Origin of the sequence: Tenuifilum thalassicum, assembly GCF_013265555.1 — a bacterium.
In the GTDB taxonomy this organism is placed as follows: domain Bacteria; phylum Bacteroidota; class Bacteroidia; order Bacteroidales; family Tenuifilaceae; genus Tenuifilum; species Tenuifilum thalassicum.
The window spans coordinates 1,033,571-1,049,687 of the sequence record NZ_CP041345.1 but is presented as its reverse complement, the minus strand read 5'-3'; the positions used below and the strand labels follow the sequence as shown (position 1 = coordinate 1,049,687).

The 16,117-nt window shown below is 42.3% G+C and carries 11 protein-coding genes; 3 read left to right on the top strand and 8 right to left on the bottom strand.

Annotated features, from left to right (window positions below; all coding sequences use genetic code 11):
• Positions 1-6: 6 nt before the first annotated feature.
• Positions 7-2,235, bottom strand: coding sequence for a phosphoribosylformylglycinamidine synthase subunit PurL (gene purL, locus FHG85_RS04315; protein WP_173073336.1), 2,229 nt, complete (start codon positions 2,233-2,235; stop codon positions 7-9).
• A gap of 238 nt (positions 2,236-2,473) precedes the next feature.
• Between purL and FHG85_RS04310 the strand changes: the two genes are divergently transcribed.
• The 3 genes from FHG85_RS04310 (at position 2,474) to FHG85_RS04300 (ending at position 4,361) form a co-directional block, all read left to right on the top strand.
• Positions 2,474-3,232 carry an SDR family NAD(P)-dependent oxidoreductase gene (locus FHG85_RS04310; protein WP_173073334.1) on the top strand — a complete coding sequence of 253 codons (759 nt, stop codon included), beginning with the start codon at positions 2,474-2,476 and terminating at the stop codon, positions 3,230-3,232.
• Positions 3,233-3,253: 21 nt separating this feature from the next.
• Entirely contained in the window at positions 3,254-3,931 is a 678-nt protein-coding gene (locus FHG85_RS04305; RefSeq protein ID WP_173073331.1) for a zinc metallopeptidase, read from the top strand.
• A 193-nt stretch (positions 3,932-4,124) separates the two neighbouring features.
• On the top strand, positions 4,125-4,361 hold the full coding sequence (locus FHG85_RS04300) for a hypothetical protein (protein WP_173073329.1): 237 nt from the start codon (positions 4,125-4,127) through the stop codon (positions 4,359-4,361).
• A 118-nt stretch (positions 4,362-4,479) separates the two neighbouring features.
• On the opposite strand, the gene FHG85_RS04295 is transcribed toward FHG85_RS04300, so the two are convergent.
• The 7 genes from FHG85_RS04295 to FHG85_RS04265 form a co-directional block, all read right to left on the bottom strand.
• Positions 4,480-9,534: a fibronectin type III domain-containing protein gene (locus tag FHG85_RS04295; RefSeq protein WP_173073327.1), complete on the bottom strand. Its 5,055-nt coding sequence runs from the start codon at positions 9,532-9,534 to the stop codon at positions 4,480-4,482.
• 588 nt (positions 9,535-10,122) lie between these two features.
• Positions 10,123-11,382 carry an NADH:ubiquinone reductase (Na(+)-transporting) subunit F gene (gene nqrF, locus FHG85_RS04290; protein ID WP_173073325.1) on the bottom strand — a complete coding sequence of 420 codons (1,260 nt, stop codon included), beginning with the start codon at positions 11,380-11,382 and terminating at the stop codon, positions 10,123-10,125.
• A 21-nt stretch (positions 11,383-11,403) separates the two neighbouring features.
• The gene (nqrE, locus tag FHG85_RS04285) at positions 11,404-12,021 is read right to left on the bottom strand and encodes an NADH:ubiquinone reductase (Na(+)-transporting) subunit E (protein WP_173073324.1); all 618 of its coding nucleotides are present in this window, start codon (positions 12,019-12,021) and stop codon (positions 11,404-11,406) included.
• A 21-nt stretch (positions 12,022-12,042) separates the two neighbouring features.
• Positions 12,043-12,702, bottom strand: a complete 660-nt coding sequence (locus tag FHG85_RS04280) for an NADH:ubiquinone reductase (Na(+)-transporting) subunit D (protein ID WP_173073323.1) — start codon at positions 12,700-12,702, stop codon at positions 12,043-12,045.
• Positions 12,703-12,705: 3 nt separating this feature from the next.
• The gene (nqrC, locus tag FHG85_RS04275) at positions 12,706-13,470 is read right to left on the bottom strand and encodes an NADH:ubiquinone reductase (Na(+)-transporting) subunit C (RefSeq protein WP_246249268.1); all 765 of its coding nucleotides are present in this window, start codon (positions 13,468-13,470) and stop codon (positions 12,706-12,708) included.
• A gap of 12 nt (positions 13,471-13,482) precedes the next feature.
• A complete protein-coding gene (locus FHG85_RS04270; RefSeq protein ID WP_173073322.1) occupies positions 13,483-14,649 on the bottom strand; it encodes an NADH:ubiquinone reductase (Na(+)-transporting) subunit B in 1,167 nt (388 codons plus the stop codon).
• Positions 14,650-14,665: 16 nt separating this feature from the next.
• Complete coding sequence (locus FHG85_RS04265) at positions 14,666-16,024, bottom strand: Na(+)-translocating NADH-quinone reductase subunit A (protein WP_173073320.1); 1,359 nt, start codon at positions 16,022-16,024, stop codon at positions 14,666-14,668.
• Positions 16,025-16,117 lie beyond the last annotated feature (93 nt).

Below are 16,117 nucleotides of genomic sequence, written 5' to 3'. Positions count from 1 at the left end.
AAATCTTTATTCATTAATAAGTTTCTCTAAAGCAGTATCGTAGATGTTCTTCAGGTCAGAGATGAAACCAAAAGAAATATCATCTACACGAACCTCAGACTTAGTAACATGGCCTAAAGCAGTAAATGGGATCTTGCTAGAAACCATATAATCGATAAACTGGGTCTCGCGTGAAGGCGAAACAGAAACAACTACCCTACCTTGGGCTTCCCCAAAAAGAAAGGCATCGGTCCTAATCTCAGCATCAGTAGTAATATCAAAACCTAAGTTACGAGGCATTGCGCTTTCTAGTAGAGCTACAAACAATCCACCATCGGACACATCATGAGCAGACTGAACAAGGTTATGAGAGATGAGTTCACGAATAGTTTTTTGCATCTCAAACTCCTCCTCAATATCAAAGTATGGGGCAGGCGATTCCTTTATGCCGTGATAGCTATACAAGTATTCAGATGAGGCTAAATCATTAACCGATTTACCTACCAGGTAAATCATATGGCCCTTCTCCTTAAATGCAAGTGTAGTATGATGATTCTTATTATCGAGCAATCCAATCATGCCAATAGTTGGAGTTGGGAATACAGCCTCCTCCTTATCGCCAATAGAGGACTGGTTGTAAAAACTTACGTTACCACCTGTTACAGGTGTATCAAATTTTTTACAAGCCTCACCCATTCCCTTAATGGCCTGAACAAATTGCCAGTAAACCTCAGGATTGTATGGATTACCAAAGTTTAAACAGTTGGTAATAGCAAGAGGCTTAGCACCAGTACACGAAATATTTCTAGCAGCCTCGGCCACCGCAATCATTGCCCCTACATATGGATCGGCTTTAACATAACGTGAGTTACAATCCACAGTCATTACAAGAGCATTATTAGTACCTTTAAGGTTATAAACACCAGCATCGGAAGGAAAGTTGGTTGTCATGTTACCTGTTCCAATCATGGTATCATACTGCTCAAATACCCAACGCTTCGAAGCAATGTTTGGTTGAGAAATGATTTTGTGTGCAACATCAATTAAGTCAGAAGGTTCAGGAACCTTGGACATATCAAACTTCTTAAACTCCTTGAAATATTTTGGTTCACGATATTCTCTATCGTAAACAGGAGCTCCTCCACCTAGAACAAGAGTAGATGCAGGTACTTTGGCTACAAGTTCTCCATGATGATAAAACTCAAGAAAATCGCCTTCTGTAACCTCTCCGATAACCGCATAGCTAATATCCCATTTATCAAGGACATTCTCAATTTCCGACTCGCGACCTTTTTGAACAACCATTAACATTCGTTCTTGGGATTCGGATAGGAGAATTTCCCATGCTTCCATGTTTTTCTGTCGCAAGGGCACCTTATCCAATTCGATTCGCATTCCATGACTACCCTTTTCGGACATCTCAGAGGTAGAACAAATAATGCCAGCAGCACCCATATCCTGCATGCCAACTAGAGCACCCGTTCTGATAACCTCTTGAGTTGCCTCCAGGAGAATCTTTTCCTGGAATGGGTCACCTACCTGTATTGATGGAATATCCTCGGCAGATTCCTCTGTAATATTAGCTGAAGCAAATGTAGCACCATGTATACCATCTTTTCCTGTTGCAGAACCAACAATATAAACTGGATTACCTTTCCCTTTTGAAACTGCAGAAACAACCTTGTCCTTTTCGACAATGCCAACCGACATGGCATTTACTAAGGGGTTAGTGTTATAACAATCGTCAAAAAAAACTTCACCAGCCAGAACGGGTATTCCAAAAGCATTGCCATAGTCGCCAATACCTTTAACCACACCCTTCATAATCCAACGAGTACGATCGAGTTTAATATTTCCAAAACGTAAGGAATTAAGCTGAGCAACAGGCCTCGCACCCATGGTAAATATGTCGCGATTAATTCCCCCAACACCAGTTGCAGCACCCTGGTATGGCTCAACTGCACAGGGGTGATTGTGCGATTCAATTTTAAACGCACATGCCAAACCATTACCAATATCAACCAAGCCAGCATTCTCGGTTCCTGCTTCTGCAAGTATGGCCGAGCCTTTCCGAGGCAAAGTCTTTAACCATTTTATTGAATTCTTATACGATGCGTGCTCCGACCACATCACCGAGTAAATACTTAATTCAGTAAAATTAGGAGTACGCCCTAAATATTTTTTTATCATTTCGAACTCCTCTGGCAAAAGGCCTAACTCTTTGGCTGTTTCAACGGTTACAGTTTGGTTTGACATATCGTTACGTTTTTACTTATCACTTTAAAAATCTTGCCAAAAATACGAACATTAACTCAAGTAACATAAGTAAATGTATAAAAAATAAAAAGATTATTCCTGACCTTGTTAAACATCAAAACTAATACGTCAAGTCATTAGCACTGGGTGTCTTTTAAAAAACATTAAGGAACCATTCAACTAATAAAAGAATACAATAACTTTGAAAAAACTTTAAAAAAACACTAAAACATTGAATATGAGAACTGCATTAATAACTGGAGCAACATCGGGTATAGGTAAGGCAACTGCTTTACGCCTTGCACAAGATGAATTCAACCTAATCATTACAGGTCGTCGACTAGAACGGCTAGAAGAATTGAAAAAAGAAATTGAAGTAAAGTACAAAAAAGATGTACTTATTCTAAATTTTGATATTCGAAACCTAGATGAGGTAAATAAAGCTATTGATTCACTTCCTAAACATTGGAGAAAAATTGACGTACTTATTAATAATGCTGGACTAGCTGTTGGCTTAAACCATATTCAAGATGGCATTATTGATGATTGGGAAAGGATGATTGACACCAATATTAAAGGTGTACTGTACATTACCCGCAAAGTTGCTCCAATGATGATTGAACAGGGCAAGGGCCATATTGTTAACATCGGCTCAATTGCAGGTACACAAGTATACGAGAATGGCAATGTATATTGTGCTACCAAGCACGCCATGCACGCCCTTTCACAGGGCATGAGGCAAGATATGTTAAAGCATAATATTAAGGTATCAGAAATTAGACCTGGCCTGCTAGAAACCGAATTTTCAATGGTTCGATTTAAAGGCGATGTAGAAAAAGCTAAAAGCACCTACCAAGGGCTAACCCCACTATTTGCTGAAGATATAGCAGAGGCCATTCATTTTGTGCTAACCCGTCCAGCACATGTTTGCATAAACGATATAGAGGTTACTCCAGTAGCACAAGCTAATGCATACTATGTAAACAGAAATTTGTAGCAAGTTAACCATTTCTGAGTTATGAGCATCTACCTGATAATGATAATCTTCTTTGTTTTAAGCTTCATGGTTTCCATGCAGCTTAAAGCAAAATTTGCTCGTTATTCAAGAATAATGTTGCCTCGCGGGCTAAGCGGCAAAGAGGTAGCAGAACTAATGCTTCATAACCATGGTATATATGACGTAAGGGTAACATCTGTTCCTGGTGAGCTTACCGACCATTACAATCCTGTAAATAAAACGGTGAACCTCAGCCCCGATGTTTACCACGGAAGGAGCATTGCCGCCGCCGCAGTGGCAGCACACGAATGTGGCCATGCCATACAGCATGCCCAGAGCTATGCCTTTCTGCAAATGCGTTCGGCCTTAGTACCTATTGTTAGTGTTGCATCGCGTTGGGTACAATGGGTTTTGCTTGCGGGCATTATACTACTTCAATCCATGCCAAGTATTTTACTAATTGGTGTTGCTATGCTTGGGATTACTACGTTATTTAGCTTCATCACTCTTCCGGTTGAAATGGATGCCTCACGCAGGGCATTGGCATGGTTAAACTCATCGGGTTTAACTTTTGGTGATAGCTCAATATACGCTCGCGATGCGCTGAAATGGGCTGCACTTACCTATGTTGTGGCTGCACTTGGCTCATTGGCTACGCTTCTTTACTACATTGGATTGCTGAATAGCAACGATGATTAAAAAATGAGATTGTGTTGGGATAAGTTTTTTCGATTTAACCTTAATTCTTAATACCTGGAGCGTTGGTAATAAACCCAACGCTTTTTTTACAGGCATTTTCAATTTGAAGCGAACCAAAATAAAAACAAGCCCATCTATTTTTATAAAAATATTTTAATAAATTAGTTCCTATGATTTATAAAACACTAACGATATGCTAACAAAGGAAGAACTACTAAAACGTTTAGAACGGTATCGCCAAGGAATTAATTTTGAAGGTAACGATAAAAAGTTCTACGAGTTCATTTCTATCAATTTTAGCATTGATAGCTTTTTCCTCACGAACCTTCTCAGCATGGAGGAATTTTCAGAATTTATCGAAAACCCCCAAAAACGTGAAGAACTAAATATGACTTTAGGAGAGATTATAGAAGAGAAGATATCGGGTTAGGTTAGCTAACTAGAACATGGTATCTAAAAACTAAAATCGAATAAATCTACAAATGGATTTTATTTAAGCTTTGCATAATAAAAAAGCCGCCTTAGAAACGGCGGCCTTTTTATTTTTTTTACTGAACTGAAACTTTAAATTCAGCTGTTGTTTTGTCCACTCTAATTCTTAACAGGTACAAACCTTTGGATTCAATATTTAGTTTGAAGGTTGATTGATTTTTTACTTCAAACTGTTTAACTATCCTTCCAGTTAAATCAATAACTTGAACTGTTGCATTTCGAGAACCACCAAGGTCAACGTTAAATATTCCATCCGAAGGATTAGGGAATACACTTACTGCATTGTAAGAGTTTGGATTGATACCTGTAGAAAGTGTGGTTACTGTGATAATGTTACTAAAATCACTATCACCTCCATTATTGTATGCCCTTACCCGGTAGTAGTAGGTGGTATTTGCCGAAAGGCCTTGCACATCGTGGCTTGTGGCTCCCTGAACATCCCTGCCATTGTACCCGAGTACAAAGCTCGAGAAGTCTGCATCTGATGATACGTCTATCTTGTATCCATCGGCTTCGGTTACTGAACCCCAGCTGGCAGTAAAGCCTGCACTTGTAACATCGCTCGCCGCAAAAGCAACTGGAGCCTGGGGAACTACCTTGATCGTAGTGGCTGCATAGGGACTGCTGTAATCGCTTTCATCACTGCCCTCGAAACTTTTAATACGTATGTAGTATGTAGTATTTGGAGTTAAACCAGTTATTTCTGCGGAGTTTTCATTTAACACCTCTTTACCTGCATACCCACTAACAAAACTTGTAAATTCTTCGTCTGTTGCTATATCAATAATATATCCATCAGCGCCAGGTACCTCCTGCCATTGTAGTGTAAAACCTGTTTGCGTAACGTTGTTTATTGACAGGTTAGCTGGGGTATTTGGTTTTAAGCTAATTGACCAATCAAACTGTCCAGAATACCAAGAATCATCCCATTTAATGTAATAAATATTTCCCAAAGTAACAGGGATACTAAGTTGGGACTGATATCCACAATAATCATCACTTCTACCGATTTCAAGCCCACCACATTCATCGTATACTTTAACGTAGGTGTCTCCATTAGTTAATCCACACGTCGAAACTGTTAAAACTCCGTCAATGGTTGCTGTATACTTAAACAACCGGTCACCACCTGTACAGTCGGCCGTATTCGTGCCTGCTACCGCTTCTATGGCCGTCTTGCATGTCTCCCCTGGACCCCAGTCCTCCTCGCTCAGGGTCCAATCAAAGGTGCCAGAACTACCGACAGTCCATCTAATGTAGTAGGTGGTGCCGGCCTGAATAGGAAACTGAATCTTGCGCTGTCCGCTACCACAGTAATTTCCATAGTATACCGGATAGGACCTGCAATCGGTGTAGATATCAAGCCCTGTATTATCGCCGGTTAGCCCACAGTTGCTTATGGCTATCTTCCCATCGCGCGTGGCCGTGTACTTGAACCACCTGTCACCGCCTGTGCAGTCGGCCGTATTCGTCCCTGCTACCGCTTCTATGGCCGTCGTGCATGACTCCCCTGGACCCCAGTCCTCCTCGCTCAGGGTCCAATCAAAGGTGCCAGAACTACCGTCAGTCCATTTAATGTAGTAGGTTATGCCAACCTGTCCTTGTAGCTTTACTAGGCGCTGTCCGCTACCACAGTAATTTTCATAGTATACCGGATAGGACCCGCAATCGGTGTAGATTTCAAGCCCTGTATTATCGCCGGTTAGCCCACAGTTGCTTATGGTTATCTTCCCATCGCGCGTGGCCGTGTACTTGAACCACCTGTCACCGCCTGTGCAGTCGGCCGTATTCGTCCCAGCTACCGCTTCTATGGCCGTCGTGCATGTCTCCCCTGGAACCCAGTCCTCCTCGCTCAGGGTCCAATCAAAGGTGCCAGAACTGTAGTCATACCATCTAATGTAGTAGGTTATGCCAACCTGTCCTTGTAGCTTTACTAGGCGCTGTCCTCTACCACAGTAATTTTCATAGTATACCGGATAGGACCCGCAATCGGTGTAGATACCAAGCGCTGTATCATCGCCGGTTAGCCCACAGTTGCTTATGGTTATCTTCCCATCGCGCGTGGCCGTGTACTTGAACCACCTGTCACCGCCTGTGCAGTCGGCCGTATTCGTCCCTGCTACCGCTTCTATGGCCGTCGTGCATGTCTCCCCTGGACCCCAGTCCTCCTCGCTCAGGGTCCAATCAAAGGTGCCAGAACTACCGTCAGTCCATCTAATGTAGTAGGTTACACCAACCTGTCCTTGTAGCTTTACTAGGCGCTGTCCGCTACCACAGTAATTTCCATAGTATACCGGATAGGATCCACAATCGGTATAGATTTCAAGCCTTGTATTATCGCCGGTTAGCCCACAGTTGCTTATGGTTATCTTCCCATCGCGCGTGGCCGTGTACTTGAACCACCTGTCACCGCCTGTGCAGTCGGCCGTATTCGTCCCTGCTACCGCTTCTATGGCCGTCGTGCATGTCTCCCCTGGGCCCCAGTCCTCCTCGCTCAGGGTCCAATCAAAGGTGCCAGAAATACCGACAGTCCATCTAATGTAGTAGGTTACACCAACCTGTCCTTGTAGCTGTACCTGGCGCTGCCCGCTACCACAGCTGTTGCCAAAGGACACCGGGTAGGATCCACAATCGGTATAGATTTCAAGCGCTGTATCATCGCCGGTTAGCCCACAGTTGCTTATGGCTATCTTCCCATCGCGCGTGGCCGTGTACTTGAACCACCTGTCACCGCCTGTGCAGTCGGCCGTATTCGTCCCTGCTACCGCTTCTATGGCCGTCGTGCATGTCTCCCCTGGACCCCAGTCCTCCTCGCTCAGGGTCCAATCAAAGGTGCCAGAACTGTAGTCAGACCATTTAATGTAGTAGGTTATGCCAACCTGTCCTTGTAGCTTTACTAGGCGCTGTCCGCTACCACAGTAAATTCCATAGTATACCGGATAGGATCCACAATCGGTATAGATTTCAAGCCCTGTATTATCGCCGGTTAGCCCACAGTTGCTTATGGCTATCTTCCCATCGCGCGTGGCCGTGTACTTGAACCACCTGTCACCGCCTGTGCAGTCGGCCGTATTCGTCCCTGCTACCGCTTCTATGGCCGTCGTGCATGTCTCCCCTGGACCCCAGTCCTCCTCGCTCAGGGTCCAATCAAAGGTGCCAGAACTACCGTCAGTCCATTTAATGTAGTAGGTTATGCCAACCTGTCCTTGTAGCTTTACTAGGCGCTGTCCGCTACCACAGTAATTTTCATAGTATACCGGATTTGACCCGCAATCGGTATAGATTTCAAGCCCTGTATTATCGCCGGTTAGCCCACAGTTGCTTATGGCTATCTTCCCATCGCGCGTGGCCGTGTACTTGAACCACCTGTCACCGCCTGTGCAGTCGGCCGTATTCGTCCCTGCTACCGCTTCTATGGCCGTCGTGCATGTCTCCCCTGGACCCCAGTCCTCCTCGCTCAGGGTCCAATCAAAGGTGCCAGAACTACCGTCAGTCCATCTAATGTAGTAGGTTACACCAACCTGTCCTTGTAGCTGTACCTGGCGCTGCCCGCTACCACAGCTGTTGCCATAGGACACCGGGTAGGATCCACAATCGGTGTAGATACCAAGCCCTGTATTATCGCCGGTTAGCCCACAGTTGCTTATGGCTATCTTCCCATCGCGCGTGGCCGTGTACTTGAACCACCTGTCACCGCCTGTGCAGTCGGCCGTATTCGTCCCTGCTACCGCTTCTATGGCCGTCGTGCATGTCTCCCCTGGACCCCAGTCCTCCTCGCTCAGGGTCCAATCAAAGGTGCCAGAACTACCGTCAGTCCATCTAATGTAGTAGGTTACACCAACCTGTCCTTGTACCTGTACCTGGCTCTGCCCGCTACCACAGCTGTTGCCATAGGACACCGGGTAGGATCCACAATCGGTATAGATTTCAAGCCCTGTATTATCGCCGGTTAGCCCACAGTTGCTTATGGCTATCTTCCCATCGCGCGTGGCCGTGTACTTGAACCACCTGTCACCGCCTGTGCAGTCGGCCGTATTCGTCCCTGCTACCGCTTCTATGGCCGTCGTGCATGTCTCCCCTGGACCCCAGTCCTCCTCGCTCAGGGTCCAATCAAAGGTGCCAGAACTACCGTCAGTCCATCTAATGTAGTAGGTTACACCAACCTGTCCTTGTAGCTGTACCTGGCGCTGCCCGCTACCACAGTAATTTCCATCGTATACCGGATAGGATCCACAATCGGTATAGATTTCAAGCCCTGTATTATCGCCGGTTAGCCCACAGTTGCTTATGGCTATCTTCCCATCGCGCGTGGCCGTGTACTTGAACCACCTGTCACCGCCTGTGCAGTCGGCCGTATTTGTCCCTGCTACCGCTTCTATGGCCGTCGTGCATGTCTCCCCTGGACCCCAGTCCTCCTCGCTTAAAGTCCAATTAAATGTGCCATTATTGTAGTCTATCCAGTTAATATAATAGGTAGTACCCATAACCGCATTAAATTGAATTTCGCTTTGCCCCACACTACATAAATCATTCAAATTCATCGAACTACCACCACAACTTTGATAAACCGAAACATCAGTACTATCTGTTGTAAGCCCGCAGCTACTCAAAACTATTTTTCCATCTCTAGTTGCTGTATACTTAAACCATTGACTCCCACTAGAACAATCAGCTGTATTTGTGCCCGAGGAAGCATCTAATGCTGAATTGCAAGTTTCACCAGGTTGTGGTTCATATTCCTCAATCGTCCAATCAAAGACAGCTGATGTGTACCAGTTCTCCCAAACTATATAATATGTTACACCGCTTATTACATCAATAGTTATCTCTGATTGTCTATTGCAGTAATCATCATTACTCCCAATTTCTTGCCCTCCACAACCATCGAATACTTTAACATATGTGTCTTCATTAGTTAAACCACATGTGGAAACCTTCATAACTCCATCAAGGGTTGCAGTATACTTAAACCATTGATCTCCGCTGGAACAATCGGCTGTATTCGTTCCAACAACTGCATCGAGAGCATTTTCACATGTAGTTCCATCTTGAGCAATTAATGCAACAGGCAAAACTGCCAACAATAGCAATAAGGATAAGATTTTTTTCATTGCAGATTAAGTTTGATTAACATATATTTTAATTAAATAAACATTCACCTCCATTGGCTAAAACTATCATTACAAAACAAATAGCCATAGTTTAACATATTTTTACACATTTCGCAATTATAGCTAATTTACTTAAATTTACAAATGATAAAAACACTGTTTTTAAATATCCATTAACAAATTAAGAAGGGATAATAATTTTCTGAAATTAGGTTTTTATATTTCAATTATAATTATTCCGAAATTGACAGTTCTCAAGAAAAAACTACCTTATATATTCAAAATAATGCAATATGAACAGATTGTTTACTAGTGATGAGTTAGATAATCTTGTTTCCCCAAAAAATGGAATGAATCTTTTATCCATAGTTGTAGAGATGGTAACCCATAAGCTTAAGTAATTGCTAAAAAAACAAAAGGGGCTTTTCAGCCCCATTTTGTTACCTTTAACCTAAAACCAAACCTAAACCTAACTCTAAAACCAAAAGCCTATGAGAAAACTTTTTGTCTTTCGGATTACACTGCAAAGATAAAACCCGCATTAGCTAATGCGGGTTAAAGAGTAGTTAAGATAAGTTAAACATTTAGTTATCCACCAAAATCGTCAAATGCAATCATCTCTTCAGGTACTCCTAGATCGTAAAGCATTTTTTGGACTGCGTCATTCATAGCAGGAGGTCCGCAAAGGTAGTATTCGATATCCTCAGGAGCTTCATGCTTTGATAGATAGTTATCGTAAATAACCTGGTGAATGAAGCCAACATAACCTGTCCAGTTATCCTCAGGTTTAGGCTCGGAAAGAGCTATGGTAAACTTGAAGTTAGGGAACTCCTCCTCAATCTTGCGGAAATGCTCCTCGTAGAAAATTTCACGTTTTGATCGGGCACCATACCAGAAAGTAGCCTTACGGGTAGTCTTTTTTGTTAGGAACTGGTCGAATATATGTGAGCGCATAGGCGCCATTCCTGCCCCACCACCAATAAACATCATCTCATTATCGGTATCCTTGATGAAGAATTCACCGTAAGGGCCCGAAATCATAACCTTATCACCTGGCTTGCGAGAGAAGATGTAGCTGGAGCATACGCCTGGATTAACATTCATGAACGCATTTTTTTCTCTATCCCATGGCGGGGTAGCAATACGTACATTCAACATGATAATGTTATCCTCAGCTGGGTGGTTTGCCATAGAATAGGCCCTAAATGTCTCCTCGGTATTCTTCATCTTCAAATCCCACATCTTCCATTTATCCCATTCATCGCGAAACTCGGGCTCAACAAAAATATCCTTTGCAAAGTCTACCTCTAACTTAGGCACATCAATTTGGATGTATCCACCAGAACGGAAGTTCAACTTTTCGCCCTCAGGTAGCTTAACCACAAACTCCTTAATAAATGTAGCCACATTTTTATTTGAAATGACCTCGCATTCCCACTTCTTGATACCAAGAACTTCTTCGGGTACTTCAATTTTTATATCCTCACGGATTTTCACCTGACATCCTAAACGCCACTTATCATTTTGCTGCTTGCGGGTAAAGAAACCAACCTCGGTTGGAAGTATTGTTCCCCCCCCTTCAATCACTCTACACTTACACATTCCACAAGTTCCCCCGCCACCACAGGCAGAAGGTAAGAAAACTCCATTATTAGATAGGGTTGAAAGTATGGTACCACCTGGTTCTGTCTCTATGGTTCGTTCATCATTGATAACCATCTTTACTTTACCCTGTGGGGTTAGCTTCTTTTTTGCGTATAGCAAAACCGACACAAGCAAAAGTATAATAAATAAGAAGACTGCTATAGCGGTTAATATGATGGTTCCGTTTCCAAATAGTAATATCATGGTTCAATACATTTTCAAATTCTACAACTTGATGCCCATAAAGGTCATAAATGCTATACCCATTAGTCCGGTAAGGATAAAAGCAATACCTAAACCACGTAATGGTTTTGGGATATCAGAATATTTCAATCGCTCTCTAATAGCAGCTATACTAACAATGGCTAGGAACCAACCAACGCCAGAACCTACACCAAAAACAGTAGCCTCGGCAAGCGTTTTATATTCCCTTTCCTGCATAAACAGTGATCCGCCAAGAATGGCACAGTTAACAGCAATAAGTGGAAGGAAAATTCCAAGAGAGCTGTATAGTGATGGAGAAAATTTCTCAACTATCATCTCAACCAGCTGCACCATCGATGCGATAACTGCAATGAACATGATAAAAGAAAGAAAGCTAAGGTCAAGCGAAGCAAACTCTGGATCCAGCCACTTTAGAGCACCAGGAAGAAGTAGATACTTGTTCATTAGGTAATTTACGGGAACTGTTATTGCCATTACAAAGATAACTGCAAACCCAAGCCCAACCGATGTTTTAACTGTTTTCGATACTGCAAGGTACGAGCACATACCAAGGAAGTAAGCGAAAACCATGTTATCGATAAATATCGATTTTACAAATATGTTTATAAGATGTTCCATGGTCGAATTCAATTTTTAGGTTTACTCCTCAATGAGTTTACGGTTTCTACTACGTTGTATCCAAATTATGATTCCAACAGTTATAAGTGCCATGGGTGGGAGAATCATCATACCATTGTTCTCGTAAAAGCCACCATTCTTAACGTACCACTCTAAAGGAATAACACGTAATCCTAAAATGGTTCCAGAGCCTAAAAGCTCACGGAAAAATGCCACAATTACCAAAATAAGGCCATAGCCTAAACCATTTCCAATACCATCGAGAAATGATGGCCATGGTTTATTGCCAAGTGCAAAAGCCTCAAGCCGACCCATGATTATACAGTTGGTTATAATCAATCCTACAAACACCGATAGTTGCTTGCTCACATCATATACATAGGCCTTGAGTATTTGGTCAACAAGAATAACAAGGGATGCAATTACAACTAGCTGAACAATAATTCGAATACGATTAGGAATTGATTTGCGAATTAACGATATGATTAGATTTGAGAATGCAGTTACAACTATAACTGATATAGCCATAACAATCGCAGGTTTCAACTTAACCGTGACTGCCAATGCCGAGCAAATCCCCAACACCAATACGGTTACAGGATTTTTTGAATCTATTGGCTCAGTAAGCAGTTTCAGGTTTTTAGCCGAAAACAAGGGTTCTTTTTCCTTAATTTCACTCATGGCTTATAATGATTTATGTATTTTCTCAAAATAGTTTTGGTATGGTTCAAGGCAATCTGAGAGCATTTTCTCGAGCCCTTTACTGGTAATAGTTCCACCAGAAATGGCATCAACTCCATGTGTGTCGTCGGGTGACGCTCCACCTTTAACTACCTTAACCGATGTAAAAGTAAGAATGCTATCGCCTTCAAAGATTGTTTTACCCCTGAATTGCTTTTGAAATTCAGGTGTAGCTATCTCGGCTCCAAGACCAGGTGTTTCACCCTGATGTGCAAATGTAGCACCATAAATGGTCTTTAAATCGCTATTTAATGCAAGGTACCCCCAAATGGGCCCCCATAGTCCACGTCCGCGAAGCGGAATTATATATTTAATGCTTCCATCGTCGAGCTTAGCTACGTAGAGTGGTAAATTTCTCTGTTCAAGAGGCTTAGAAAGCTCAACTTTCATATCGATATTAAAGGCTTCAAGTCCTTTAATGGTATCGCCATTAATATTGACAACTAGCTGTTCAGGGATATACTTTTGGAATGCTTCAGCAACAAACTTATGCTTATTTTTTGCCTCGTCAATTCCGTCGGTTTTTCCAATTGAACGCAATATGTCGATTTTCTTCTCAGTCTCAATATTTTTATTCTGTGCAGGCTTAAGCGCTGTGGACGCAATTGCCAAGAGCATGGCAACCACTATAACCATTCCCGACGCATAAAGAAATGTATACAAATTGCTGTTGCGGTCCATGCTTTTTATCTTATTAAGTAAACTCATAGTTTGAATGGTTTATGATTTTGCAACCTTTTGGGCTCTCTTCATTCTTCGTCTGATATTTGCCTCTACCACGTAGTAATCGATTAGTGGGGCAAAGGCATTCATAAGTAGAATGGCTAACATCATTCCTTCGGGGTACGCTGGGTTTAGCACACGAACCAATAACGCTAAAAAGCCCACAAGGAATCCGTAAATCCATTTACCCTTTTCGGTATGAGATGCGGTAACTGGGTCGGTAGCCATAAAAACTGCACCAAAAGCAAAACCTCCCATAATTAGATGCTGCCATGCTGGAATTTCCATATAAGGATTAACAGCAAAGGTGTTAAATAGCAGCCCTGCTGCCAAACCACCTCCAAAAACCGATACCATTATCTTCCAGCTACCTATTCCTGTAATAATCAAGAATGCTGCGCCAATAAGAATAGCTAATGTAGAAGTTTCTCCTACCGAACCTGGAATAAATCCCATGAACATATCGTATGCTGATGGTAGTTTGTCCATTTGATATGCAGCTGCATTAGCAAGAGGTGTTGCACCTGAAAAACCATCTACTATGCCTTGTCCATTTGCTAAATCAGCAATCCAAACCTTATCGCCCGACATATGCGAAGGATAAGCAAAAAATAGAAATGCTCTTGCCAGAAGAGCAGGGTTAAAAACATTGTACCCTGTTCCTCCAAAAACCTCCTTGCCTATAATTACAGCAAAAGCCACAGCTATGGCAAGCATCCAAAGAGGAACATCAACTGGCACAATAAGAGGTATAAGTAACCCTGAAACAAGAAAGCCCTCGTTTACCTCATGACCACGCGATTGGGCAAATGCAAACTCAATGGAAAGCCCAACCCCATAGCTTACAACTATAAGGGGTAAAACCTTAAGAAAACCGTACCAAAATGTTTCCCATAAGCTCCAAGTTTCTCCTATTGATAATGAATGTTGGTAACCCACATTCCACATGCCAAAAAGCATGGTAGGCAAAAGAGCAATAACCACAAATATCATGGTTCGCTTAAGGTCTATTGAATCGCGAATATGGCTACCCTTTGTAGTTACAGTATTGGGCACAAACAGAAAGGTTTCAAAGGCCTCGAAAGTTGACTCGAACATTTCGAACCTACCCCCTTTCTGAAAGTTTGGTTTAATCTTATCGATATAGTTACGTAATGCCTTCATTAGTAGTATATTAAAATTAACTTAACTCCTTAATCATCGTATTAATACCATTGCGCAAAATGGCTTGTACCTCGGTTTTTGAAGCACAAACATACTCGCATAGGGCCATATCTTCCTCAACAACCTCATAAATACCTAGTTGTTCCATCTTATCGATATCATTGGCAAGAATTGCCTTAATTAGATGAACAGGATAGATATCCATTGGTAGTACTTTTTCGTACTGACCTGTTAACACATAGGCACGATGACCACCATGCATGTTTGTATTGAGCCTGAACTTTTTCCCAGGAATAAGTTTAGAAAGGAATGTACGCGAAGCGCTATGCTTATTCACACCTGGAGCAATCCAGCCCATGAACTCGTATTTGTTTCCTTCAGGTATAACTGATATCATATTGTCGTAGAATCCTACAAACCCATTCTTATCAACACGAGTACCAGTTAGTACATTCCCACTAATAATACGCACATCGGTATCGGTGTTGATATTATCTTTAACAACCGAATCGATATTTGCACCAGAAATGAGCTTATAGTACCTTGGTTTAATAACCTCAGAACCTGCAAGTGCTATAACCTTAGTTGCGTCATATATACCTTTAAGGAAAAGGCGACCGATAATAATAACGTCAAGCGGATTTATGGTCCAAACCACTTCACCCTTAGCAATTGGATCGATATGATGAATTTGAATGCCCACATTACCTGCAGGGTGTGGACCTGTAAAATAGTGGTGTTCAACACCTTTAGCCTTTAAAAAGGCATTAGCTGGGGGGTAATCGGCATTTAACCCCAAATGAATTGCTCCAGTGGTTAGCTTTCGCAAAGCATCGATACCAACCTGAAATGCTTCCTCTTCGCCTTGAACAGCAAAGTCAAGGTCTGGCGCCAAAGGCGAAGTATCGAAACAAGAAATAAAAATGGCTTTTGGATTGTCGTTTGGGTTAGCGACAATACCATAGGGTCTTTGTTTAATGTAAGGCCATAAGCCAGACTTTAGTAACTTTTCAACCACATCGTCGCGACTTAAAGAATCGGGCGACGCAGCACCAAACTCCTCATACTCGGTTTCCCCATTTTCGGTTTTAACTACAACCTCTAGTATCGTTCTTCGCTCGCCACGACGCACCTCAACAACCTCGCCATTGATAGGCGAAGTAAAAACGATTTCGGGATTGTATTTGTCGTGAAATAATGGAGAGCCTGCTTTAACCCTATCTCCAACTTTTACGTCGAGTTTAGGAACAAGCCCAGGAAAATCGATTGGCTTAACCCCATAATATTCAGCCTTATCGAGCCGGACTAACACCTTCTCGGCTGAACCCTTTAAGGGGATGTTCAATCCTCGTTTGATTTTAATCACCTTTGACATTATTCTACTTTTAGGTTATCTTTAACAAAATTAATAATTTACTAAATGGGATACTAAATAAAACGCACAAATTTAGTATCTTTGGTTGTAAAC